20 protein-coding genes and 1 pseudogene are annotated in these 22187 nt (G+C 71.0%); 10 read left to right on the top strand and 11 right to left on the bottom strand.

The features are described 5' to 3' along the window. Positions 1–42 precede the first annotated feature (42 nt). Genes AB0B61_RS49315 through AB0B61_RS49305 form a run of 3 tightly spaced genes read right to left on the bottom strand, consistent with a single transcriptional unit; the run spans position 43 to position 3198 of the window. Positions 43–936, bottom strand: coding sequence for a carbohydrate ABC transporter permease (locus AB0B61_RS49315; RefSeq protein ID WP_358447952.1), 894 nt, complete (start codon positions 934–936; stop codon positions 43–45). 1 nt (position 937) lies between these two features. Further along, positions 938–1864 (bottom strand): sugar ABC transporter permease, encoded by a 927-nt coding sequence (locus tag AB0B61_RS49310; RefSeq protein WP_358447950.1) that lies wholly within the window; start codon positions 1862–1864, stop codon positions 938–940. Further along, on the bottom strand, positions 1861–3198 hold the full coding sequence (locus tag AB0B61_RS49305) for an extracellular solute-binding protein (protein ID WP_358447948.1): 1338 nt from the start codon (positions 3196–3198) through the stop codon (positions 1861–1863). The genes AB0B61_RS49310 and AB0B61_RS49305 overlap by 4 nt, the downstream gene beginning before the upstream one ends. Before the next feature lie 279 nt (positions 3199–3477). Between AB0B61_RS49305 and AB0B61_RS49300 the strand changes: the two genes are divergently transcribed. From AB0B61_RS49300 to AB0B61_RS49280, 5 genes are all read left to right on the top strand, one after another. Then, on the top strand, positions 3478–5958 hold the full coding sequence (locus tag AB0B61_RS49300; protein WP_358447946.1) for a glycoside hydrolase family 3 N-terminal domain-containing protein: 2481 nt from the start codon (positions 3478–3480) through the stop codon (positions 5956–5958). Beyond that, positions 5942–6967 carry a substrate-binding domain-containing protein gene (locus AB0B61_RS49295; RefSeq protein WP_358447945.1) on the top strand — a complete coding sequence of 342 codons (1026 nt, stop codon included), beginning with the start codon at positions 5942–5944 and terminating at the stop codon, positions 6965–6967. Before AB0B61_RS49300 ends, AB0B61_RS49295 begins: the two co-directional genes overlap by 17 nt. Positions 6968–7219: 252 nt before the next feature. Then, the gene (locus AB0B61_RS49290) at positions 7220–7858 is read left to right on the top strand and encodes an HNH endonuclease family protein (RefSeq protein WP_358447943.1); all 639 of its coding nucleotides are present in this window, start codon (positions 7220–7222) and stop codon (positions 7856–7858) included. A gap of 97 nt (positions 7859–7955) precedes the next feature. Next, positions 7956–8708 carry an SDR family oxidoreductase gene (locus AB0B61_RS49285; protein ID WP_358447941.1) on the top strand — a complete coding sequence of 251 codons (753 nt, stop codon included), beginning with the start codon at positions 7956–7958 and terminating at the stop codon, positions 8706–8708. Positions 8709–8843: 135 nt separating this feature from the next. Then, positions 8844–9152 (top strand): MiAMP1 family antimicrobial peptide, encoded by a 309-nt coding sequence (locus AB0B61_RS49280; RefSeq protein ID WP_358024059.1) that lies wholly within the window; start codon positions 8844–8846, stop codon positions 9150–9152. 65 nt (positions 9153–9217) lie between these two features. On the opposite strand, the gene AB0B61_RS49275 is transcribed toward AB0B61_RS49280, so the two are convergent. The 3 genes and pseudogenes from AB0B61_RS49275 to AB0B61_RS49265 form a co-directional block, all read right to left on the bottom strand. Beyond that, entirely contained in the window at positions 9218–9595 is a 378-nt protein-coding gene (locus AB0B61_RS49275; protein WP_358447940.1) for a beta-galactosidase trimerization domain-containing protein, read from the bottom strand. 178 nt (positions 9596–9773) lie between these two features. Continuing rightward, positions 9774–10121: pseudogene (locus tag AB0B61_RS49270) on the bottom strand (beta-galactosidase trimerization domain-containing protein); the annotation flags it as partial. A gap of 141 nt (positions 10122–10262) precedes the next feature. Continuing rightward, positions 10263–11081, bottom strand: a complete 819-nt coding sequence (locus AB0B61_RS49265; protein ID WP_358447938.1) for an SDR family oxidoreductase — start codon at positions 11079–11081, stop codon at positions 10263–10265. Between the two features lie 86 nt (positions 11082–11167). Here AB0B61_RS49265 and AB0B61_RS49260 point away from each other — a divergent pair, with 86 nt between their 5' ends. After that, positions 11168–11629, top strand: coding sequence for a MarR family transcriptional regulator (locus AB0B61_RS49260; protein WP_358447936.1), 462 nt, complete (start codon positions 11168–11170; stop codon positions 11627–11629). A gap of 11 nt (positions 11630–11640) precedes the next feature. Here AB0B61_RS49260 and hisC read toward each other — a convergent pair whose 3' ends face one another. From hisC to pdhA, 4 genes are read right to left on the bottom strand one after another with little or no spacing between them, the layout of a single operon-like run. Continuing rightward, complete coding sequence (gene hisC / locus AB0B61_RS49255) at positions 11641–12693, bottom strand: histidinol-phosphate transaminase (protein WP_358447935.1); 1053 nt, start codon at positions 12691–12693, stop codon at positions 11641–11643. Between the two features lie 58 nt (positions 12694–12751). Continuing rightward, positions 12752–14356 (bottom strand): dihydrolipoamide acetyltransferase family protein, encoded by a 1605-nt coding sequence (locus AB0B61_RS49250; protein ID WP_358447933.1) that lies wholly within the window; start codon positions 14354–14356, stop codon positions 12752–12754. Then, positions 14353–15369: an alpha-ketoacid dehydrogenase subunit beta gene (locus AB0B61_RS49245; RefSeq protein ID WP_358447931.1), complete on the bottom strand. Its 1017-nt coding sequence runs from the start codon at positions 15367–15369 to the stop codon at positions 14353–14355. Before AB0B61_RS49245 ends, AB0B61_RS49250 begins: the two co-directional genes overlap by 4 nt. Position 15370: 1 nt before the next feature. After that, a complete protein-coding gene (gene pdhA, locus AB0B61_RS49240; RefSeq protein WP_358447929.1) occupies positions 15371–16477 on the bottom strand; it encodes a pyruvate dehydrogenase (acetyl-transferring) E1 component subunit alpha in 1107 nt (368 codons plus the stop codon). A gap of 120 nt (positions 16478–16597) precedes the next feature. On the opposite strand from pdhA, the gene AB0B61_RS49235 reads away from it, so the two are divergent. After that, on the top strand, positions 16598–17107 hold the full coding sequence (locus AB0B61_RS49235) for an Lrp/AsnC family transcriptional regulator (protein ID WP_358447928.1): 510 nt from the start codon (positions 16598–16600) through the stop codon (positions 17105–17107). A 1-nt stretch (position 17108) separates the two neighbouring features. Here the strand turns inward: AB0B61_RS49235 and AB0B61_RS49230 are convergent, their stop codons facing one another. After that, positions 17109–17570, bottom strand: a complete 462-nt coding sequence (locus AB0B61_RS49230) for a hypothetical protein (protein WP_358447926.1) — start codon at positions 17568–17570, stop codon at positions 17109–17111. Positions 17571–17738: 168 nt separating this feature from the next. On the opposite strand from AB0B61_RS49230, the gene AB0B61_RS49225 reads away from it, so the two are divergent. From AB0B61_RS49225 to AB0B61_RS49215, 3 genes are read left to right on the top strand one after another with little or no spacing between them, the layout of a single operon-like run. Next, positions 17739–19301, top strand: a complete 1563-nt coding sequence (locus AB0B61_RS49225; protein ID WP_358447924.1) for a GMC family oxidoreductase N-terminal domain-containing protein — start codon at positions 17739–17741, stop codon at positions 19299–19301. A gap of 37 nt (positions 19302–19338) precedes the next feature. After that, positions 19339–20766, top strand: coding sequence for an aldehyde dehydrogenase family protein (locus AB0B61_RS49220; RefSeq protein ID WP_358447922.1), 1428 nt, complete (start codon positions 19339–19341; stop codon positions 20764–20766). Positions 20767–20789: 23 nt separating this feature from the next. After that, the gene (locus AB0B61_RS49215; protein ID WP_358447921.1) at positions 20790–21956 is read left to right on the top strand and encodes a M20 family metallopeptidase; all 1167 of its coding nucleotides are present in this window, start codon (positions 20790–20792) and stop codon (positions 21954–21956) included. Positions 21957–22187: the final 231 nt, after the last annotated feature.

The following is a 22187-nucleotide window of genomic DNA, read 5'->3' as shown; positions in this document are numbered from 1 at the left end:
GCATTGGGGGATTTATTAACTAAAAAGGGATATTTCACGCGATTATTTACTGAAGCCCGCCATCAGGCCGCTGAGGAGTTGACGCCGGCCCACCACGTACAGGGTCAGGATCGGCAGCGTGGTCAGGACGACCGAGGCGAGCACCGCCGGCACGTTGATGCTGTACTGGCCCTGGAAGGTCCACAGCGCCAGCGGCAGGGTCCGTTTGTCCGGGCTCTGCGTGAGGATCAGCGGCAGCAGGAAGTTGTTCCAGATCGTCAGCGCGTTGTAGATCGTCACCGTCACCACGGCCGGGCGGGACAGGGGGAAGGCCAGGCGCCAGAGCGTCCCCCACTCGGTGGCGCCGTCCATCCGCATCGACTCGAACAACTCTTTCGGGACGTCGCGGATGAAGTTGGACAGGACCAGCACCGACAGCGGGATCGCGAAGGCGATCGACGGCAGGATCATCGCCAGCAGGGTGTCGTAGAGGTGCAGCCGGATGATGATCAGGTAGATCGGGATGACCGTCGCCTGCAGCGGGATGGCCAGGCCCATGAGGAACAGGGAGTTGACCGACCGGATGAACCGGCGGGAGGAGGAGCCCCGTACGATCGCGTAGGCCGCCATGAAGGAGACGCCGACCGCGGGGATCACCGCGCCGACGGTGACGATGAGGCTGTTGACGAAGTACTGGATGAAGTCGGACTCGATGACCATGCGGTAGTTGGCCAGGGTCGGCTCGGTCGGCGGCGCCAGCGGGTTCATCGCGTAGTAGTTGCTCTGCGTCTTGAAGCTGGTGATGACGATCCAGTAGATGGGCACCACCACGACGACCAGCCAGAGCCACCCGGTCGCGCCGCCCAGCCAGTTCCAGTGACGGGCGGGCGCGTCGCGTTCGTGCCGGGGCCGCTGGGCGTTGGTCCGCTCAGGGCGTGTTGTCAGGGTCGTCCCCATGTCAGGCCCCTTCCATCTGGCTGTGGTCGGCCTTGCCGCCGCCGAGGCGGCGCAGCAACAGCGACAGGGCGAGGCCCACGAGGACGAGGATGAGGGCGATCGCGCTGGCCGGGCCCATGAGGTTGGCCTGGAAGCCCCGCTTGTACATGTCCAGGGCGAGCACCCGGGTGGCGTCGCCCGGACCGCCGGCGGTCAGCACGAAGATCAGGTCGAAGAAGGTCAGCGAGCCGACGAGCACGAGGGTCGTGGACGTGATCATCGTGTACTTCAGCTGTGGCAGGGTGATGCTGAAGAACTTGCGGACCCGCCCGGCGCCGTCCAGCTCCGCGGCCTCGTACATCGACTGCGGGATCTGCCGTACGCCGCCTTGGTAGATCAGCGAGTGGAACGGGATGAACTGCCAGGACACCACGAAGACCACGACGCCGAGGGCGAGGCCGGGCCGGCCGAGCCAGTCCTGGCTGAGCAGCTCGATCTTCAGTCCGGCGCCGAGGCCGAAGTTCGGGTCGAGCAGCGCCTTGTAGGTGATGGCGATGGCCGCCGAGCTGAGCAGGAGCGGGATGAAGTACAGCACCGACAGCACCGCGCGGTAGCGCTGGGCCCCGGCCAGGAACACCCCGAGCAGGATGCTCGCCGGCGTCTGCACCAGCCAGGACAGCGCCATGATCAGGAACGTCACCCACAGCGCGTGCGGCAGGCCGGGGTCGGTGAGGACGGCGTGCCAGCTCGTGAAGCCCGAGAAGTGGATGTCGCCGATGCCGTCCCAGGTGGTGAAGCTGAGCGCGAGGACCCCGATCAGCGGGATCACCCCGAAGCCCACGAAGAACACCAGCGCCGGAACGGTCAGCCACGCGAGGGGAAGGTCGCGTCCCCCTCGCGCCCGGGCCGATGACTGACCTGCTCCGGCGGAGGTCGGAATCGTGGTCACTTGCCGATGACCGCGTTCATGTTGGTGGTGAACTGCTGCGGTGAGATCGACAGCTGGAACAGCTTGGCGATGTTGTCGAGCAGCACCTCCGCCGCCGTGGGGCTGAGCGCCTGGTCCCAGGACTGGGCGAACGTCTTGGCATTGCTGGCGATGCCGTAGACGAACTTCAGCCACTCCGCGTCCTTGGAGGAGGTGAACGCGCTGTCGGCGCCCTTGACGATCGGCACCGAGCCGGCCCCGACCCACGCCTTGACCTCATCGTCCGAGAGCAACGAGGCGAAGAACTTCTTGGCGATCTCCTTCTGCTCCGGGGTCGCCTTGGCGGAGATCGACATGTACTGGCCGGGGTTGCCGACCGTGTCGCTGGGGTCACCCTTACCGCCGTCGACCGGCGGGAAGTTCATGTAGCCGAGGCTGCCGCCGGAGACGAAGTCGCCGCCGTCGGCGGACATGCTGCCGTACGTCCAGCCGCCGTGGAGCATCATCGCGGCCTTGCCGGTGTACAGCAGCGCCTGGTCGGCGTTGGAGTCCGCGGTGATCGAGGAGAAGCCCTTGATGAACCCGTTGGCCTTGATCAGGGCCTGCATCTTGGTCAGGGCGTCGATGGCGGCCGGGTTGGACCAGGCGTCCTTCTGACCGTCGAACACGGCCTGGAACACCTCGGAGCCGCCGATGCGGTCGAAGAGGAACTCCAGCCACATCATGTTCGTCCAGCGGGACTGCCCGCCGAGGGAGAACGGCGCGATGCCCTTGGCGTTGAACTTGGGCACCAGGTCCATGATGTCGCCCCAGGACTGGGGCGGCTGGGCGCCGATCTGCTCGAAGAGCTTCTTGTTGTAGTACAGGACGATCGGCTGCACGGTCTCGCACGGCATCGCGTAGATCTTGCCGTCCACCGTCGCGGCCCCGAACGAGGACGGGAACAGCCGGTCCTTGACCGCGGCGTTCTGCCCGAACCACGAGGTGAGGTCCTCGACCTGGCCGGCCTGTACGTAGCTGCGCAGGCCGCCGCCGCCCCAGCCCCAGATGATGGTGGGCGCCTGGCCGGCGCCGATCGCCGTCTTGATCTTCGTCTTGAAGGCGTCGTTCTGGAAGGTCGTCCCGGTGATCTGGCCGTTGGGATTGGCCTTGTTGAACCGCTCCATGGCGGCGGTGCGGATGCCTTCCTGCGGCTGGGTGGACAGGTACCAGTAGGTGGCCTTGGCGCCACCGCCACCACTGCTGGCACCGGGTTTGGTGGGGCCGGAGCTGCCGCAGGCGGCGAGCGCGGCGCCCAGGGGCAGGCCCATCGAGAGGCTGAGGAAGGTGCGGCGAGACGTTGTCCTGGACTCCACGCTGATCTCCGTACTCGAATGCCGGGGGCGGGCCGCGGCTCGTTGATCATCGGATGCGGTGGCCGGCGGTCGTGGAGCAGCACCCCCCGATGCCTCTCCCCCAATCCGCCTTTTTAAGTAGCTTCACGAAACATTTGCGAAATGACCGCGCGGCCGTCAATCTAGATTTCGGCTGTTGACGTGTCAAGACCCAGGAACGCCCCGGCAATCGCCGCCCGTAAAGATCACTTGTCGGCGCCGAAACATTGCGAAACATTGCGGCACTAAGGAGAGCAGCAGATGACGGCTGTAGATCGGTCCCTCGCGGCGGAGCAGGCTCTCCGCCCGTGGCAGGACCAGACGCTCCCCGTGGCCGAACGGGTCGACGCCCTTCTTGCCGAGATGACCCTGGAGGAGAAGGTCGGCCAGCTCGGCAGCCGGTGGGTGGGCAACGACATGCAGCCGGCCGACCAGCCCGATCCGGACCCGGACGTGACCCTCAATGTGGCGCCGATGCAGGACGTGTTCGCCGCGTCCGGGACCATCCCGTTGGAGGAGGCGAGCCGCCACGGGCTCGGGCACCTGACCCGCGTCTTCGGCAGCGGACCGGTCACCGCGGCCGAGGGCGCCGCGGAAGTGGTCCGCCTGCAACGGGTGGTCGTCGAACGGTCCCGGCTCGGCATTCCGGCGCTGGTCCACGAGGAGTGCCTCACCGGGTTCACGACGTACGGCGCGACCGTCTACCCCGCGGCCATCGCGTGGGGCGCCACGTTCGACCCCGGCCTCGTGCAGCGGATGGCCGCCGCCATCGGGCGGGACATGCGCGCCGTGGGCGCGCACCAGGGCCTGTCCCCTGTGCTGGACGTCGTGCGCGACTACCGCTGGGGCAGGGTCGAGGAGACGATGGGCGAGGATCCCTATCTCGTCTCGATGCTCGGTGCCGCCTATGTCCGCGGCCTGGAGAGCGCCGGGATCATCGCCACTCTCAAGCACTTCGCCGGCTACTCCGCCTCGCGGGCGGCCCGCAACCACGGTCCCGTCCCGATGGGCCGCCGCGAACTGATGGACATGATCCTGCCGCCCTTCGAGACGGCCATCGTCGAGGGCGGCGCGCGCTCGGTGATGAACTCCTACTCCGACGTGGACGGCGTCCCGGCCGCCGCCGACTCCTGGCTGCTGACCGACCTGCTGCGCGAGGAGTGGGGATTCACCGGGACGGTCGTCTCGGACTACTGGGCCGTGCCGTTTCTGGCGACGATGCACGAGGTCGCCGCCGACACCGATGAGGCCGGCGTCCTGGCGCTCACCGCGGGCGTCGACGTCGAGCTGCCCGACACCCTCGGCTTCGGCCCGCACCTGGTGGAGCGGGTGCGCCGGGGCGAGCTGCCCGCGTCCCTGATCGAGCGGGCGGCGCGCCGCCTGCTCACCCAGAAGGTCCAGCTGGGCCTGCTCGACCAGGACTGGACGCCCGAGGGCTCGATGTCCGCGGCGGCCGGGATGGACCTGGACTCGCCGGCCCCCGAGGGCTCGATGTCCGCGGCGGCCGGGGTGGACCTGGACTCGCCGGCCAACCGGGCGCTGGCCCGCGAGATGGCCGAGCGGTCCATCGTCCTGCTCGACGGCGGCACCGCGCTGCCCCTGCGCGCGGAGGAGCTGCGTCGCGTCGCGGTCGTCGGGCCCGCCGCGGCCGAGCCGCGCGCCTTCATGGGCTGCTACGCCTTCCCCAACCACGTCCTGCCCCGCCACCCGGGCCTCGGGCTCGGCCTCGAGGCGCCCAGCGTCCTCGACGCCCTGCGGACCGAGCTGCCGGAGACCGAGATCGTCCACGAACGCGGCTGCGACGTGCGGGGCGAGGACCGCTCCGGCTTCGCCGCCGCGACGGCCGCGGCCCGCGAGGCGGACCTCTGCGTGGCCGTCGTGGGCGACCTCGCGGGCCTGTTCGGGCAGGGGACCTCGGGCGAGGGCTGCGACGCCGAGGACCTCCGGCTGCCAGGCGTGCAGGAGGACCTGCTGGCCGAGCTAGCCGCGACGGGGACGCCGGTCGTCGTGGTCGTCGTCTCCGGCCGCCCGTACGCGCTGGGCGAGGTGCACGCCGGAGCCGCCGCGCTCGTCCAGGCGTTCATGCCCGGCGAGGAGGGCGCGGCGGCGATCGCCGGCGTGCTGTCCGGCCGGGTCCAGCCCGGCGGCCGGCTGCCCGTGCAGATCCCCCGCCGGCCGGGCGGGCAGCCGGGCACCTACCTGCAGCCGCCGCTGGGCCTCAACAGCCACGGCATCAGCAACCTCGATCCCACTCCGCTGTTCCCCTTCGGCTACGGCGCCTCCTACACCTCCTTCGAGGTCGGCGACCTGCTCATCAGCGACGCCGAGGTGCCCACGGACGGCGAGTTCACGGTGTCGGTCCGCGTCCGCAACACCGGTGGCCGGGCGGGCGAGGAGGTCGTCCAGCTGTATCTGCACGACGTGCTCGCCCAGGTGACCCGGCCGGTGCGGCAGCTGGCCGGGTTCGCGCGGGTCCGGTTGGAGCCGGGTACGAGCACGTGCGTACGCTTTCACGTACACGCTGACCGGACCGCCTTCACCGGCCGTGACCTGCGGCGGATCGTCGAGCCCGGGGACGTCGAGGTGCTCGTCGGCACCTCCGCCGCCGACCTGCCGTGCCGCGGCGCCGTGCGGCTGACCGGTCCGCTGCGGGTCGTCGGGCGCGGCCGGCGGCTCGTCACGCCCGTGGACGTGGACCCCGTGGCAGGGAAACAGGAGGGCAGAGATGCCGGTCAGTCCTAGGCGGGCCACGCTGGCCACCGTGGCGGCCTCGGCCGGCGTGTCCGTCGCGACGGTCTCCAAGGTGCTCAACGGCCGCAGCGACGTCGCGCCGGCGACCCGCTCCCTGGTGCAGTCCCTGCTGCAGCAGCACGACTACGTCGCGCCGTCACCGCGCCGGACCGAGACGACCGGGGTCGCCACGATCGAGGTGCAGTTCGACACGGATCTGACCGCGTACTCCGCCGAGATCATCCAGGGCGCGGTCGAGGCCGGGGCTGAGGTCGGCATCGGGGTCGTCATCAGCATCCGCAGAGACCGGGAGCGAACCCCCGGGTGGGTCCGCGACCTGATCTCCGCCGGGCGGCGGGCGCTGATCGCCGTGACCAGCGAGCTGACCTCGTCCCAGCTGACCGCCCTGTCCCGGGCCCACCTGCCGCTGGTCGTGATCGACCCGCTGAACCTGCCCCGCGTCCGCGTGACCAGCATCGGGTCGACCAACTTCACGGGCGGCTTCGCCGCGACCCAGCACCTGCTCTCCCTCGGTCACCGGCGCATCGCCTACCTCGGCGGCCCGGCGACCGCGGCCTGCAACCAGGCCCGCCTGCACGGCTACCGCGCCGCCATGGAGGCCGAGGGAGTGCCCATACCCCCCGGCTACGTACAGACGGGGCGCTTCCACTACCACGACGGCATGGTCACCGGCGCGGCGGTGCTCGACCTGGCCCAGGCGCCGACGGCGATCTTCGCGGCCAACGACGAGATGGCCCTGGGCGTCATGGAGGCCGCCCGGGCGCGCGGCCTGCGCATCCCCGAGGACCTCAGCGTGGTGGGCTTCGACGACACCCAGCTCGCCCCGATGGCCTCACCCCCGCTGACCACCGTCCGCCAGCCGCTGCGCGAGATGGGCGGCGTCGCCCTGCGCACGGCGCTGCGCCTGGCGGCCGGCGAGAAGATCGACTCCCACCACGTCGAACTCGCCACCGAACTGATCGTCCGGGGCTCGACCGCGCCGGCCGGCGGACCGGCGTAATTCTGGTACGTACGGCACCTGATCAGGCGGTCTCCTATGACGGGCCGGTGAACGCCGCTCCAACGTTGACGGGACCGGCGGCGTCTCCCTGACGACCAGTGTCAGGAATAGACCAACGTCCACTTTGTCGCTCGGCAAACCTGGCCATTTATTGACTAAACGGACGCTGTCACCGTCAAGGTGCCCGCCCTCCTCGCCTCCGACGAGCCAGCTGCGCCCGTCCGAGGACGGCGGCAGAAGGGCCCACCCCCCATGCACCGTAAGCGTGCGTTATCGGCTGCCTTCAGCGTCACCTGCGCCACCGTCCTGACCCTGGCCATCACCACGCAGCCGGCCGCGGCGACCCCGCCGAACATCCCGTCCGCGGCCACCGCCGCCTCCCGGCTGGCCACCCTCACCGTGGCCGCCGAATCCCACGGCAGCACGTACGACCGCGACCTGTTCCCGCACTGGATCACCCAGAGCGGGACCTGCAACACCCGCGAAGAGGTCCTCAAGCGCGACGGCGCCAACGTGGTGACCGACTCCTCCTGCGCCGCCGTCTCCGGCAGCTGGTACAGCCCCTACGACGGCGCGACCTGGACCGCCGCCTCCGACGTCGACATCGACCACATGGTCCCCCTGGCCGAGGCATGGGCCTCGGGCGCGTGGGCGTGGACGACCGCCCAGCGCCAGCAGTACGCCAACGACCTGGGCGGCCCCGAGCTGTGGGCCGTGACGGACAACGTCAACCAGTCCAAGAGCGACCAGGACCCGGCCGAATGGCAGCCCCCGCGCACCGCCGAACGCTGCCGCTACGCCCGATCCTGGATCCAGGTCAAGTGGTACTACAGCTTGACCCTCGACAGCGCCGAGAAGACGGCGCTGAGCAGCATGCTCGCCTCCTGCTGACCCCCTACCGCAACGGCGTGGCCGCCCCGCGGCTTGGTCGTCCGGCGATGTGCAATAGCGTGTCCCGACGGAAGTCTGTGGGGAAACGAGGTCAATCGTGGACAGCCGAGGCGTGCTCGTCACCGGATCGTCGCGTGGGATCGGCCGCGAGATCGCCAAGATCTTCGCCGCCGGCGGCGACCGGGTCGCGATCCACCACCGGGACTCCTCCCAAGAGGCGGAGGAGGTCAGATCGGCGCTCGACGGCGATGGCCACGCCGTTGTCCAGGGAGACATAGCGGATCCGGAGGCCGTCGCCGCGTTCGTCTCGGCGGCGATCGACGCCCTCGACGGCATCGACGTGCTCGTGAACAACGCCGCCGTGTACCTCTTCCACGATCCGCTGACCGTGGACTACGCGTCCTGGCAGCGAATCTGGCGCCGGACCGTCGAGGTGGACCTGCTCGGCGCCGCGAACGTCTCCTGGTGCGTGGCCCGGCACATGGTGGAGCGCGGCCGCGGCGGACGCATCGTCAACGTCGCCTCCCGCGGCGCCTACCGGGGCGAGCCGCAGGCGCCGGGATACGCCGCCGCCAAGGCCGGCCTGACCGCGATGGCTCAGTCGCTGGCCATCGCGCTCGCCCCGCACCGCATCGCGGTCTCCTCGGTGGCGCCGGGTTTCGTCGAGACCGACATGGCGGCCTCCATTCTGACCGAGGAGAACCGGGCCGGCGTCGAGGCGCAGAGCCCGTTCGGCCGGATCGCCCAGCCGCAGGAGGTCGCGGCGGCGGTGCGCTATCTCGCCTCGGCCGAAGCGGAGTTCGTCAGCGGCACGGTGCTCGACCTCAACGGCGCCTCTTACCTGCGTTGAAAGGCGGATCGGCGCTGAGGCGAGCACAGCCTGTCGTCACAGTAAGTGTCGCCTCGACTACTTTCCGTACATGATGGAGGGCGTCCTACGGCGAGCCACGGGCTCGCCCAGCGGAAACTTGCATCAAGGAGCAGTGTGAAGAGAATCCTCCTCGTACCCGCCCTGACCGCCGGAATCATCGCCCTGACCGCCAGTGCCGCCTACGCCTCGCAGTACGTCGCCTACGAAGGCCGGGGCTTCACCGGCAGGTCCGTCGTCCTCGACGCGTGCGGGGTGTCCAACATCCCCTTCCACGGGTCCTACAAGTGGTACGGCGACGGCCAGTCCGGGCGCATGTACAACCAGCCCAACGCGCAGGGCGTGATGCATTTCGAGCTGGCCTCCAACCGCAACGCGGAGCAGCGGACGCCGGTCGGCTGGCAGAGCATCTTCATCGTGTGCTGATCTGAGCGACCACGGTCTGAGCGACCACGGGGGGCGTCCGCTCGGCGGGCGCCCCCCGTGGCGTGTCAGCGCTCCAGGAGGATCCGCACGTCCCAGGGGCCGAGCGTCAGCTCCCCGCCGGCGTCGTGGTCGCTGCCGTCGAGGACGTCCCGCACCGCGACGGGCAGCCGGACCGCGACCGGGTCCCACGACCAGTTGTGTACGAAGCGGACCTTGCGGCCGTCCCGGGAGGTGGCGCCCGTGGACGTCACGCTCGCCGCCCCGAACCGCCAGCCCGACGGCTCGGCCGGGACGGCCCAGTCGAACAGGGCGCGGGCCAGGACGGTGTCGGGCACGGTCCCCACGTAGGTGATCCGCCCTTCTCCGTGCGCGCGGCTGGTGACGGCGGGCCACCGGCCGTAGTGCGGGTGCTCGTAGCGGGCGAGCACCTGCGCGGTCTCCACCCCGCACCTCGTCCGCCCGGCGCTCGGTCTCCACCCGCACCCCGTCGGCCCAGCGCGCGGCCGCCGCGCCGGGCGGGAGCGTCAGCGGCGAGCCTTCGGGCGCGTGGACCGGGAGGTCGGCGTCCAGGTTGGCGAACTCCTCGTACGAGATGCCGGCCGGCTCCGCGAGACGGCCCGGCATGACGTCGGTGCGGGCCCGCGCCTCCAGGTCGCCGTAGCCGGTACGCGGTCCGAGGACCAGATGACCTCCGGCGGCGGCGTAGGCGGCGAGCCAGGCGAGGGTGTCATCGTCGGCGATGTAGAGCGCGGGCACGACCAGGACGGGATGCCGGCCGGCGGCGTCGGCCGCGTCCTGGGCGGTGAGCTGCTCGGTGTGCGTGATCCGCACCTGCAGGCCCGCGTCGAAGGCGCCTTGGTAGAACGGGTCGAAGATGCCCTCGTACGAGCGCCGGTCCGGCCCGCCCTGACCGTCGGCGAGCGGCGGGTAGAACTCCAGCGCCCACTTGCTCGGCGCGGAGTAGAGCATCGTGACGTCGGCGTCCGGCGTGAGCCCCGCGATCAGGTCCCCGGCGGTCCTGAGCTCGGCTCCGATGCGCGCGATCGGCTTGTTACCGGAACGTTGCCGCTACTGCGCTCAGCGTGTGTCACTGTCTTCAAGGGCACGCGATCATGACGAGACGTCGAGGTCCTGGGCACGGTGCAATCCCATGGCCCGGTTCAGGCGCCCGGTCAACCGCGTGACCGTGGTGCGGGGCAACACGCGGGAGAGCCATGTCGCCGGCCTGTTGATCGCCCGCCCGGGGTAGGAGTTGACGGCGCCCCTGGCGAAGGTGTCTAGGGTCTTGACCGCGACATCCTCCGGCGCGTCGGTGAACGCTGGGTTCATGGTGGCGGAGGTGGCGTCGAAGAACCCGGTGGCGGTGGCTCCGGGGTGGGCCGCCATGACCCGCACCCCGGTGCCGCGCAGCTCCTCGGCCAGCGCCTCGGTGAACGACAGCACGAACGCTTTCGTCGCCGCATAACTGGCCTGGTACGGCATCGGCTGGAAGGCGGCCGTGGACGCCACGTTGATGATTCCGCCGTGCCCTCTCTCCGCCATGCGGTTGCCGAGCACGTGGGTCAGGCTCATCAGGGCGGTGACGTTCAGTTCGACGGAGTCGACGTTGCGCCGCAGCGAGGAGCTCAAGAACGGGCCGACAGCGCCCGCGCCCGCGTTGTTGACCAGAAGATCGACGGTGCGATTCCGCCGGTCGAGTTCCGCTGTCAGGCGCGCCACCCCGTCGGGATCGGCGAGATCGGCCACCTCGGGCGTGACGGCGACCCCGTGCTCCTGCTGGATCTCGTCGGCGACCCGCCGCAGCGCGTCACCGGAGCGGGCCACGAGCACGAGATCGGCCCCTCGCCGGGCGAGTTCATGGGCGTACGCCACGCCGAGACCCTTCGAGGCGCCGGTGACGAGCGCGGTGATGCCTTCGTACTTGTCCATAGAGATGTCACTTTCGGCGCCGTCATTTACTTCGAGTCTCGAAGGTAACAGCTTCGAGGTTCGAAGCAAACTGCTAACCTCAGGGCATGACGGATCAGCCGCTCGAGCTGGTGGTGCGGGCCAGCCACGAGATCTCCCTGCTGACCAGCGATCGCATCACCGGGGCACTTGAGGAGCTCAGGCTCACGCTCGCGACGGCGCACGCCCTGTGGGCGATCGACCCTGGGGAGCCCGCGCCATCGATGAAAGTGCTGGCCGACCGGCTGTTCTGCAACGCGCCCAATCTCAGCTTCCTCGTCAACCAGCTGGTCGAGCGCGGGTACGTCGCGCGTGACGTGGACGCCAACGACCGGCGTTCGCGGGTGGTCGTGCTGACCGAGGAGGGCCGGCGCGTACGCGAGCGCGTCATGCGTGTGACGCTTGAGCAGAGCCCGTTCGCCGGCTGCGAGCCGGAGGAGCTGAGCCGGCTCGCCGCCATCCTCCAACGGGTGCTCGACCGTACGGGGCCACGGCCGTCCACCCGTCCGGCTCGCGGCCGGACGGGCTAGGTCACATCCGGTCAGATGGCCGCTGTCCAGGTCTCGGCCAGGGTGAGGAAGGCCGAGTTCTCCTCTGGTAGCCCTATGGTGACGCGGACTCCTTCTCCCGGAAAGGCGCGGACGATGACTCCGTTGGCGAGGCAGTGGTCGGTGAAGGCCGTGCTGTCCTGGCCGAGCGGCAGCCACACGAAGTTCGCCTGGGAGGCGGGCACGTCATAGCCGAGGGCACGGAGTTCACGGGTGACGCGCTCACGCTCGTCGACCGTGCGGGCGACCCGCCTGGCGACCTCCTCATGCTCCTGGAGCGCGGCGATCGCCGCCTCTTGGGCGAGGGCGCTGACGCTGAACGGGGTCTGCGTCTTGCGTACTTGCGCGATGATCTCGGGTGACCCGACGCAATAGCCGATCCGCAGCCCCGCCAGCGCGTACGCCTTGGAGAAGGTTCTGAGGACGACGACGTTCGGCCGGTCGCCGAAGAGCGCGAGCGCGTCCGGTACGACGGACGGATCAGCGTATTCGTGGTAGGCCTCGTCGACGACGATCAGCACGTGCTCGGGCACCCGGTCGATGAAGGCGCGCAGGGCGCTCTCGCCGACGGGTGTCGAGGTCGGGTTGTTGGGGTTGCAGACGAAGACCAGCCGGGTCCGTTCGGTGATGGCCGCCGCCATGGCCTCGAGGTCCTGGACGTGGTCGCGCAGTGGCACCGGTACGGCCGTTCCGCCCGCCACCGCGGTCAGGATGGGATACGCCTCGAACGACCGCCAGCCGAAGACGACCTCGCCGCCCGGCGCCGACACCGTGTGCAGCAGTTGTCCGCAGACTTCGGAGGAGCCCGCTCCCACGGCGACGCGGTCGGTGGTCACGCCGTGGTGGTCGGCGAGCGCCTCGAGCAGGCGGCCGGCGCCCATGTCCGGGTAACGGGACAGGCCGCCGGTCAGCCGGGCGAGCCGGGAGGCGACGCTGGGCAGCAGACCGTAGGGACATTCGTTGCTGGCCAGGACGACGGCTCCGGGCATCTTGCGTCCCGGCACGTAGGACTGGAGTGCGATCAGGGACGGGCGTACATGGACCATGTGGGTCTCACTTCCTTTCGGTGCCGGTCGCCATACGTGGGCGCGTCTGTGCCGGTCGTCACGCGTGGGCTAGCAGGATCGCGGGGTTCTCCACGCAGTCGGCCACGTAGCGCAGGAAGCCGCCCGCCGCGCCGCCGTCGCAGACACGGTGGTCGAAGGTCAGCGACAGCTGGGTGACCTTGCGGGGCACGACCGCGCCGCCGGTCACCCAGGGGCGGTCGATGATGCGGCCGACGCCGAGGAGCGCGGCCTCGGGATGGTTGATGATCGGAGTGGATCCGTCCACGCCGAAGACTCCGTAGTTGTTGAGCGTGAACGTACCCCCGGTCAGCGCTGTGGGAGGCAGTCCGCCCGAGCGGGCGAGGCCGGTGAGGCGGGTCAGCTCCGCGGCGAGTTCCGCGGTCGTCATCAGGTGCGCGTCCCGGACCACCGGCACGACGAGGCCGCGATCGGTCTGCGCGGCGAAGCCGAGGTTGACGTGACCGTGCCGGACGATCTCGGCGCGGGCGGTGTCGACCGAGGAGTTCAGCTCAGGGAAGCGTCGCAGACCGGCCACACAGATGCGGGCCAGGAGCGCGAGCAGCCCAATGCCGAGCTCCGGGCGGTCCTGTCGCAGCGCGTCCTTCACCGCGAGCAGGCCGGTGGCGTCGACGTCCACCCAGGTGGTGGCGTCGGGGATCTCGGTGCGGCTGCGGGTCAGCTTGTCGGCCACCACCCGGCGCAGCCCGCGCAGGGGGATGCGCTCCGCCGTCAACGCCGTCCCGGCCGAGCCGAGCGCAGACGCGGGCGGCACCGCTCCGGTCGCGCCGCCCGGAGACGCGGGCGCCGTTCCCGTCGCAGGGAGCGCGGACGCGGACGCCGTTCCCGTCGCGGAGAGCAGGGGCGCGGGCGATGCCGCGGAGTCCCCGGCTGCCTTGCCGAGGTCGGCGATGGCCTGCTCGACGTCGCGACGCAGGATCACGCCGCGAGGTCCAGTGGGGGTGATGGCGGCGAGATCCAGTCCGTGCTCGTGGGCGATCCGGCGGACGAGCGGCGAGACCACGCGTGGCGCCTGTGCCGGTGCGTGCTGCGGTGCGCGCCCCGGCGCAAACTCGGGTTCGGCCACAAGCTCCGGCTCGCCCGCACGCTCGGGTTGAGCCGCACGCTCGGGTTGAGCCGCAAGCCCCGGTCGAGCCGCAAGCTCGGGTCCGGCGGCCAGAGGAGCGGCGGACGCCTCCGGTGCCGTTTCGGGGGCCCTGTGGTCGGCGCGCCGGGAGCCGCCCCGGCGCCGCCGCGTGCCGGACGTGCGGCCCGTGCCGTACCCGATGAGGACGTTGCCGGAGCCGGCCTGTTCCTCCTCGCGGTAGCGAGCCGCCGCGGGGTCCGTGTCCTGGTCGACGGTGGCCGCAGGAGCCGTGTCCTGGTCGGCGGCGGCGGAGCCGACCTCGATGAGCGGTTCGCCCACCGTCAGGACGGTGCCCGCCTGCGCGTGGAGCCGCAGGACGGTCCCGGCGAAGGGGACCGGCACCTCCACGGCCGCCTTGGCGGTCTCGACCTCCACCACGATCTCGTCGATCTCGACCGTGTCGCCGACGGCGACCTTCCATACGACGATCTCGGCTTCCGTCAGGCCCTCGCCGAGGTCGGGCAGCCGGAACACCTGCCGCGCGGCAGTGGTCGTCATGACGCCTCCCGGGCCAGGTGAAGGAGATCGGGCTCGTCACCGAACTGGAGCCGGTCGACCGTGTCGAGGATCCGATCGACGTCGGGCAGATGCGCGTGCTCGAGTATGGGAGGCGGGTACGGGATGTCGAATCCCGAGACACGTAGCACGGGCGCGGCCAGGGAGTGGAAGCAGCGTTCCTGTACGCGGGCCGCGATCTCCGCGCCCACCCCGGCGAACCCCTGAGCTTCCTGGACCACCACGCAACGGCCCGTCTTGCGTACCGAGGCCACGACCGTCTCGTCGTCGAACGGGACGATCGTCCGCAGGTCCACCACCTCCAGGGAGATGCCGTCCTGGGCGGCGGCGTCGGCGGCCTGGAGGGCCACGGGGACGCTCGGCCCATAGGCGACCAGCGTCGCGTCGCGTCCCTCGCGCCGCACCACCGCCTGCCCGAACCCGCCGGCCCGCCGGTCGGCGGGCGTGATCTCGCCCTTGGACCAGTACAGCCGCTTGGGCTCCATGAAGATCACCGGGTCGGGGTCGGCGATGGCGTCGCGCAGCAGCCAGTACGCGTCGTCGGGGGTCGCGGGGGTCACGACCTTCAGCCCCGGAGTGTGGGCGTAGTAGGCCTCGCTGGAGTCGCAGTGGTGCTCGACACCGCCGATGCCGCCCGCGTACGGAATCCGGATCACCATCGGCAGCGACAGCCGCCCGCGCGTGCGGTTGCGCAGTTTGGCCACGTGTGAGGCGATCTGCTCGAAGGCGGGGTAGGCGAAGGCGTCGAACTGCATCTCGACCGCCGGGCGGAACCCGCCCATGGCCATGCCCACGGCGAGGCCCACGATCCCCGCTTCGGCCAGCGGGGTGTCGAAGCACCGATCCTCGCCGAACTCCTTGGTCAGCCCGTCGGTGACGCGGAAGACGCCGCCCAGCGGGCCCACGTCCTCGCCGAAGACGAGCACCCGCTCGTCTTCGCGCAGCGCGTCCCGCAGCGCCGCGTTCAGCGCCTGCGCCATCGTCATCGTGGTCATGTCAGTCCTCCGTGGCGGTCAGCTCGGACGCCAGCAGTGCCCGCTGCTCGCGCAGCTGGGGTGTGGGCTCGGCGAAGACGTGGTCGAACAGCTCGAACGGGTTCGTCTCCGGGTCGGCGTTCATCTCGTCGCGCAGGCGGGCGGCGTACTCCTCGGCGGCCGAGTGCGCCGCGGCGACGGCCTCGGCGTCCAGGAGGCCCCGGCCGCGCAGATAGGTCTCCAGGCGGGCGAGGGGGTCGGCCGACTCCCAGCGCTCGACTTCTTCCGTCTCCCGGTACCGGGTGGCGTCGTCGGCGTTGGTGTGGGCGTCCATGCGGTAGGTGTGCGCCTCCACCAGGAAGGGGCCGCCGCTGGTCCGCGCCCGCCGTACGGCCTCGGTCAGGACGGACAGAACCGCGACGAGGTCGTTGCCGTCCACCTGCTCGGACGGGATGCCGTAGCCGATCCCCTTGTAGGCGAGCGCGGGAGCCGCGGTCTGCTTGGCCAGGGGTACCGAGATCGCGTACTTGTTGTTCTGCACGAAGAACACGACGGGGGCGTGGAGGACCGCCGCGTAGTTGAGCGCCTCGTGGAAGTCGCCCTCGCTGGTGCCGCCGTCGCCGATGAAGGCCATGACGACGCCGTCCTCGCCCTTGCGGCGCAGGGCCTCGGCCATGCCGACCGCGTGGATGGTCTGGGTGGCCAGCGGCGTGCACTGCGGCGCGACCCGCGTGGCCGCGGGGTCGTACCCGCAGTGCCAGCCGCCCCGCAGCAGGGTGAGCACCTCGACGGGATCCATGCCGCGGGCGACCAGGGCCACGCAGTCCCGGTAGGTGGGGAACAGCCAGTCGTCCTCGCGCAGCGCGAGCACGCCGGCGATCTGGCAGGCCTCCTGCCCGCGGCTGGACGGGTAGACGGCCAGGCGGCCCTGCTTGGTCAGCGCGGTGGCCTGACGGTCGAAGCGACGGCCCAGGACCATCCGGCGGTACGCCTCCAGCAACTGCTCGTCGGCGGGCGCCGGGTAACCGGCGGGCGCGCGCACGGCCGTGCCGTCCTCGGCGATGAAGCGCACCGGCTCGGGTGAGGGGAGAAGGCCGTCGACCGCTTGACGGCTCGTCCGCACGGACATCGCGACGCTCTCTTTCTCTGGACGTTTGACAAGGAAAGCGTCGACCTCTGGAACCATCTGTTCAAGACATCAGGCATGATGAGCGACAAATGGGTTCAATGAGGACATGGGGAGAGCCAAATGTCAGCCGACGAGGGCGTTGCGGGGGTCTGGCCGGGACATTCGGCCAGCAAATTGGACGGGGTGGACCGCGCGATCATCGCTGAGCTGCTGCGCGACGGCCGGATGTCGATGCGGACGCTCGCCGAGCGCGTCCACATCTCCCGCGCCAACGCCTACGCCCGCCTCACGCGGCTGATGGACGACGGGGTGATCACCGGCTTCACGGCCGAACTCGCCCCGCACAAGGCGGGTCTGGGCACCAGCGCGTACGTCTCGGTCACCATCGAGCAGAACTCCTGGCGTACGGTGTCGGCCAGGCTCCGGGGCATCCCGTACGTCGAGCACTTCGCGATGGTCGGCGGCGACTACGACGTCCTGGCCCTGGTCAGGACGCCGGACAACGCGGCACTCAGGCAGGTGGTGCTGGAACGCATCCAGGACATCCCCGGCGTCCGGGCCACCCGCACCTGGCTGGTGTTCGACGAGGCCCGTGGCCGGGGTGCGGACTGGGGGGCACGGGAGGGCTGAGCTACTTCGCGGACTCGCGCGTGTCCCGGGAGGCCTCGTACTCCTCCAGGAGCGCGTCGAGGCTCCGCGCCATGAAGGTGTAGTACTCGTGCATCTCCCGCAGGCGCGCCCCCTGCCGCTCGGGCAGGTCGGCGGCGCGCCGCCGCGCGCTCTCGGCCAGGGTCAGCAGCTCGGTCGTCTGCTCCAGCTGGTGCTGCAGGCAGCCGCTCCAGGCGTCGTCGCGCCATTCGTAGACGTACTGCCGGGAACCCGGCTCCTTGAAGCGCCGGACGGTTCCGCTGACCATCAGCAGGCGCGTCGTCTCCGACACCGAGCCCTTGCTCGCGTTCAGGGCGTCCTGCAGCTCCGCCATCGTCATGGGCGCCTCCCTGAGCATCAGGACGCCCGCGGCCCGGCCGGCCATCGGCGGCCAGCCCATCGCCCGGCCGATGTGCAGGCCGAAGTCGTCGATCAGGGGATTCACAGCGCCGAGACCATCGTCACCGACGGGACTGGACACCACCGGACTCCCATCGCTCAGAAAAAAATGAACTTTCACTATTGACTGAACTTTCCGCTGGAGGGCAGTCTACCGGCTAACAGCGGTTCGGGCATGTCTGGAGCCGCGCTGCCTGAATGCTGGAGGTTCGCCGTGACAGGCACGGGCTGGGACATCATCGTGGTAGGAGCCGGTTCCGCCGGCGCGGCACTCGCCGTCCGCTCCGCCGAGCGGGGCAAGCGCGTCCTGCTTCTGGAAGCCGGACCCGACTACCGGTCGGCGCAGATGCACGAGGCGTGGCGGTCGCCGAATCCCGTCCGCGCGCTGCTGGATCCCAGCGCCACCGAGGGCATGGTCTGGATGGGCGTCAACTCCTCACGGACCGACAAGCAGGCGCAGGCGCCGTACTGGCGCGGGCGTGGGGTGGGCGGCAGCTCGTCGATCAACGGGCAGATCGCGATCCGCCCGCCGATGGAGGACTTCGACGACTGGGCCGCGGCGGGATGCGCCGGGTGGTCGTGGCAGGACGTACTGCCCTATTTCGCGAAGCTGGAGGACGACGCGGAGTTCGGAGACGAGCCGTACCACGGGCGTGGCGGGCCGACACCGATCTTCCGGATGCCGCAGGAGCAGTGGGGGGCGGTGGACTCCGCCCTGTCGGCCGCCGCGCTGGCCGCCGGACACCCGTGGGCGCCGGACGTGAACGCGCCCGGGGCGAGCGGGGTCTCTCCTTACCCGATCAACTCGCGCGCCGGACGCCGGGTCACGGTCAACGACGGCTACCTCGAACCGGGCCGGTCCCTGCCCGGCCTCACCGTACACGGCGGGGCCCTGGTGGACCAGGTCGTCTTCGACGGCGACCGCGCCACCGGCGTCCGGGTGATCGTGGACGGGACGGCGAGGACGGAGTACGCGGACGAGATCGTGCTCAGCGCCGGCGTGATCCACTCCCCCGCGATCCTGCTGCGATCGGGCGTCGGCCCGGCCGCCGACCTGCGGCGCCTGGGGATCACGGTACGGCGGGACCTGCCGGTCGGCCTCGGCATGCAGGACCATCCGATGATCGTCGTCGAGCTGCCGCTGACCGAGGCGGCCGCCATCAAGACGGCCGACGACCGCCACACCAATGTCTGCGTCCGCTACACCAGTCGTCCCGGGAACCTGCCGCACGACATGATGTTCGTCTCGCTGAACCAGAACGTGCTGTCCATGGAAGCCGCCGACACCCGGTTCCCGGCGGGCGGCTTCGGCGTGTGGCTGAACCAGAACCATTCGCGCGGCGTACTGTCGCTGACCTCCGCCGACCCCGAGGCCCAGCCCGAGGTACGGGAGCGGATGCTGTCGGACGCCCGCGATCTGGAACGGCTGCGCCAGGGGGTCCGCGCCCTGGTCGAGATGGCGCGCGGTCCCGAGGTCGCCCCGATCCTCGGCGGCTCGGTCGAGGCCCGCAACAGCCGCCTGTTCGCGGTGCTGGACAACGACAGCGAACTCGACGACCACCTCCTGGCCACGGCCGTGGACGCCCAGCACGGCACCAGCACCTGCCGGATGGGCGCGCCCGGCGACGCCGCCACGGTGGTCGATCCGTCGTGCCGCGTGCTCGGCGTCGACGGGCTGCGCGTGGTCGACGCCTCGATCTTCCCCTCCGTCCCGCGGGCCAACACCAACCTGGCGGCGATCATGGTCGGCGAGCTCATGGCCGACCGTCTCGGCTGAGCCCGGCCCCTACTTACTTGGCAAGGAGCACCATTCCGTGAAGACCCTGCAGAACCTGATCGGCGGCATGTGGGAGGACTCCCGTGGTGACGCGTTCCACGACGTGATCGATCCGGCGACCGAAGAGGTCGTCGGCCGCTCCCCCGCCGGCTCGCCGGAGGACGTCCGCCTGGCCGTCGACGCGGCCGTCCAGGCACAGCCGGCCTGGGCGGCGCTGCCGGTCGCCGAACGCGTGGAGCGCCTGTCCCGGTGGGCGGACACGATCGCCGAGCACGCCGACGAACTGGCGGAGCTCGAATGCCGGGAGATGGGCAAGCCCGTCGCGCTCGGCCGTACCTTCATCGGGGGCGCGGCGCAAGGATTCAAGGCGGCGGTGGCCGAGGCCCTGGACTATCCGTTCGAGGAGACCATCGCCGGTCCTGGCGGGAGCGCCACCACGATCCTGCGCAAGCCGCTCGGCGCCACGGCGGTCATCGTGCCGTGGAACTTCCCGGTGCCCATGGCGCTGGGAGCGCTCGGCCCGCTGCTGGCGGCGGGCAACACCGTCGTGCTCAAGCCGTCCGAGCGTTCCCCCATGTCGGCGGTACGGCTGCTGGAGCTGATGGACCTGCCCGCCGGCGTGGTGAACCTGGTCCTGGGCGACTCCCGGGCCGGTGCGCCGCTGGTCGCGGAGGAACGGATCGGGCTCGTACACTTCACCGGCTCGGTCGAGTCCGGACGCCGGGTCGGCGCGGAGAGCGGCGCCCTGCTGCACCGGGCGATCCTCGAACTCGGCGGCAAGGACCCCGTGGTCGTCGACGCGGGAGTCGACCCGGCCGCGACCGCCGCGGCGGTCGCGTTCGGGGCGTTCGCCAACTCCGGCCAGATCTGTACGTCCATGGAACGCATCTACGTGCACCACGACATCGCCGAGGCGTTCGTCGACGCCCTCGTCGAGGTCGCCAACGGCTACGCCCTGGGAGACGGGCGCGACGAGAGCACGGTGCTGGGCCCGCTGGTCGACCAGCGTCAGCGCGACATCGTGGACCGGCACGTCACCGACGCGGTCGACCGCGGCGCCACCGTCCGCACGGGCGGGACCGTGCCCGAGGGCAAGGGCTTCTTCTACCCCGCCACCGTGCTCACCGGCGTGGACGACTCCATGCTGGTCATGACCGAGGAGACCTTCGGCCCGCTCGCCCCGGTCGTGGTCGTCTCCTCCTTCGAGGAGGGGCTGGAGAAGGCGGCCGGAACGCGCTTCGGCCTCGCCGCCACCGTGTACACCAACGACCCGGCGCACATGGCCGCGGCTCGCGACATCCCCGCCGGAGTCGTGTGGGTCAACCAGTGGCAGGGCGGGGGGCCTGAGCGGCTGTACGAGCCGGCGGGCGACAGCGGTATGGGGGCGACCGGGTCCCGGGCCGCCTATGACGCGGCCACCCGCCCCGTCTCGGTCCACACCGCCCCGGCCGCCCCGGCCGCGTGACGGCCCCAATGGGAGCGGACGCGGTGAGAGGTGGGGTGGCGGCCGGCGCCAAGCGGCATGCCGCGGACGCCGTCGGCACCTGGAGCGGCCGCCTGATCGAGCTGTCCCATCGCATCCACTCCCACCCCGAGCCGGCCTTCGAGGAGACGCGGGCCAGCGCGTGGGTGGCGGACGCGCTGAGCGCCGCCGGTTTCGACGTCCAGCACGGCTGCTACGACCTGCCCACCGCCGTACGGGCGAGCGTGGGAACGGGTCCGCTGCACATCGGAATCTGCGCCGAATACGATGCCCTGCCCCAGATCGGGCACGCCTGCGGGCACAACATCATCGCCGCCGCCGCGGTCGGCGCCGCGGCCGGACTGGCCGGGCTGGCCGACGACCTCGGGCTGACGGTGACCGTCCTCGGCACTCCGGCGGAGGAAGGCGGCGGCGGCAAGATCCTCATGCTGGAGCGCGGCGCGTTCGCCGAACTCGACGCGGCGATGATGGTCCATCCCGCCGCGGTCGAGATGGAGGCGATGCCCGGCTCGGCCGTCGCCCAGTTCGAGGTCTCCTATCGCGGGAAACCCGCCCATGCCGGCGCGTACCCTGAGCTGGGCGTCAACGCGGCCGACGCGATGACCGTCGCGCAGGTGGCGATCGGGCTGCTGCGCCAGCAGACGGGCGCCGGTGATCGCGTCCACGGCATCGTCACCCAGGCCGGCACCGCGCCGAACGTGATCCCCGACGCCAGCCACGGGCGGTGGATCGTCCGGGCCGCCACGCTGGAGGCCCTGGCCGAGCTCAAACCACGCGTACAGCGCTGCTTCGACGCGGGAGCGGTGGCCACCGGGTGCGAGCTGACGATCACTCCCCCGGGGCCCGACTACGCCGACCTGCGGCCCGACGCGGGGATGCTGCGGCTGTACCGGGCCAACGCCGAGGCGCTCGGGCGCGTCTTCCCGGATCTGCCCGGCGGCGCCCCGGCCGGCGCGGCCACGGACATGGGCAACGTCTCCCATGTCGTTCCCACCATCCATCCCATGCTGGGGCTGGACTGCCTGCCCGCGGTCAACCATCAGCCCGAGTTCACCGCGGCCTGCGCCACTCCGGCCGCGGACAGAGCGGTTCTGGACGGCGCCACCGCCATGGCGTGGACCGCCATCGACCTCGCCCGCGCCGCATCCGCTCAGCGGGCCTCCCACGGCTGAGCTCGGCCCGGCAAGCCGACATTTCGCCCCGGTCACCTCACTGGTGACCGGGGCGAACGCCGTACCGGAGAGGCGCGAGCTCAGCCCCCTGAGGCAATGGCACTGCCCCGGGCGCAGTAGCTCAGCGCCCGGGGCAGTGGCTTAGCGCCCCTCGAAGACGGGCTTGCGCTTGGCGAGGAACGCCTCGACTGCTCCAGCGTGGTCGGCGCCCAGGCCCAGCAGGGCCTGGGC

This window comes from Nonomuraea sp. NPDC049158 (assembly GCF_040648335.1).
GTDB lineage: Bacteria > Actinomycetota > Actinomycetes > Streptosporangiales > Streptosporangiaceae > Nonomuraea.
The sequence above is the reverse complement of the archived record's forward strand: the minus strand, read 5'-3'. Positions and strand labels throughout refer to the sequence as shown.

What these genes read in the sequence shown, in the direction of transcription:
- AB0B61_RS49315 (WP_358447952.1), bottom strand. Translation starts at nt 936, where the DNA reads ATGGGGACGACCCTGACAACACGCCCTGAGCGGACCAACGCCCAGCGG.
- AB0B61_RS49300 (WP_358447946.1), top strand. Translation starts at nt 3,478, where the DNA reads ATGACGGCTGTAGATCGGTCCCTCGCGGCGGAGCAGGCTCTCCGCCCG.
- AB0B61_RS49295 (WP_358447945.1), top strand. Translation starts at nt 5,942, where the DNA reads ATGCCGGTCAGTCCTAGGCGGGCCACGCTGGCCACCGTGGCGGCCTCG.
- AB0B61_RS49290 (WP_358447943.1), top strand. Translation starts at nt 7,220, where the DNA reads ATGCACCGTAAGCGTGCGTTATCGGCTGCCTTCAGCGTCACCTGCGCC.
- AB0B61_RS49265 (WP_358447938.1), bottom strand. Translation starts at nt 11,081, where the DNA reads ATGGACAAGTACGAAGGCATCACCGCGCTCGTCACCGGCGCCTCGAAG.
- AB0B61_RS49260 (WP_358447936.1), top strand. Translation starts at nt 11,168, where the DNA reads ATGACGGATCAGCCGCTCGAGCTGGTGGTGCGGGCCAGCCACGAGATC.
- hisC (WP_358447935.1), bottom strand. Translation starts at nt 12,693, where the DNA reads ATGGTCCATGTACGCCCGTCCCTGATCGCACTCCAGTCCTACGTGCCG.
- AB0B61_RS49250 (WP_358447933.1), bottom strand. Translation starts at nt 14,356, where the DNA reads ATGACGACCACTGCCGCGCGGCAGGTGTTCCGGCTGCCCGACCTCGGC.
- AB0B61_RS49245 (WP_358447931.1), bottom strand. Translation starts at nt 15,369, where the DNA reads ATGACCACGATGACGATGGCGCAGGCGCTGAACGCGGCGCTGCGGGAC.
- pdhA (WP_358447929.1), bottom strand. Translation starts at nt 16,477, where the DNA reads ATGTCCGTGCGGACGAGCCGTCAAGCGGTCGACGGCCTTCTCCCCTCA.
- AB0B61_RS49235 (WP_358447928.1), top strand. Translation starts at nt 16,598, where the DNA reads ATGTCAGCCGACGAGGGCGTTGCGGGGGTCTGGCCGGGACATTCGGCC.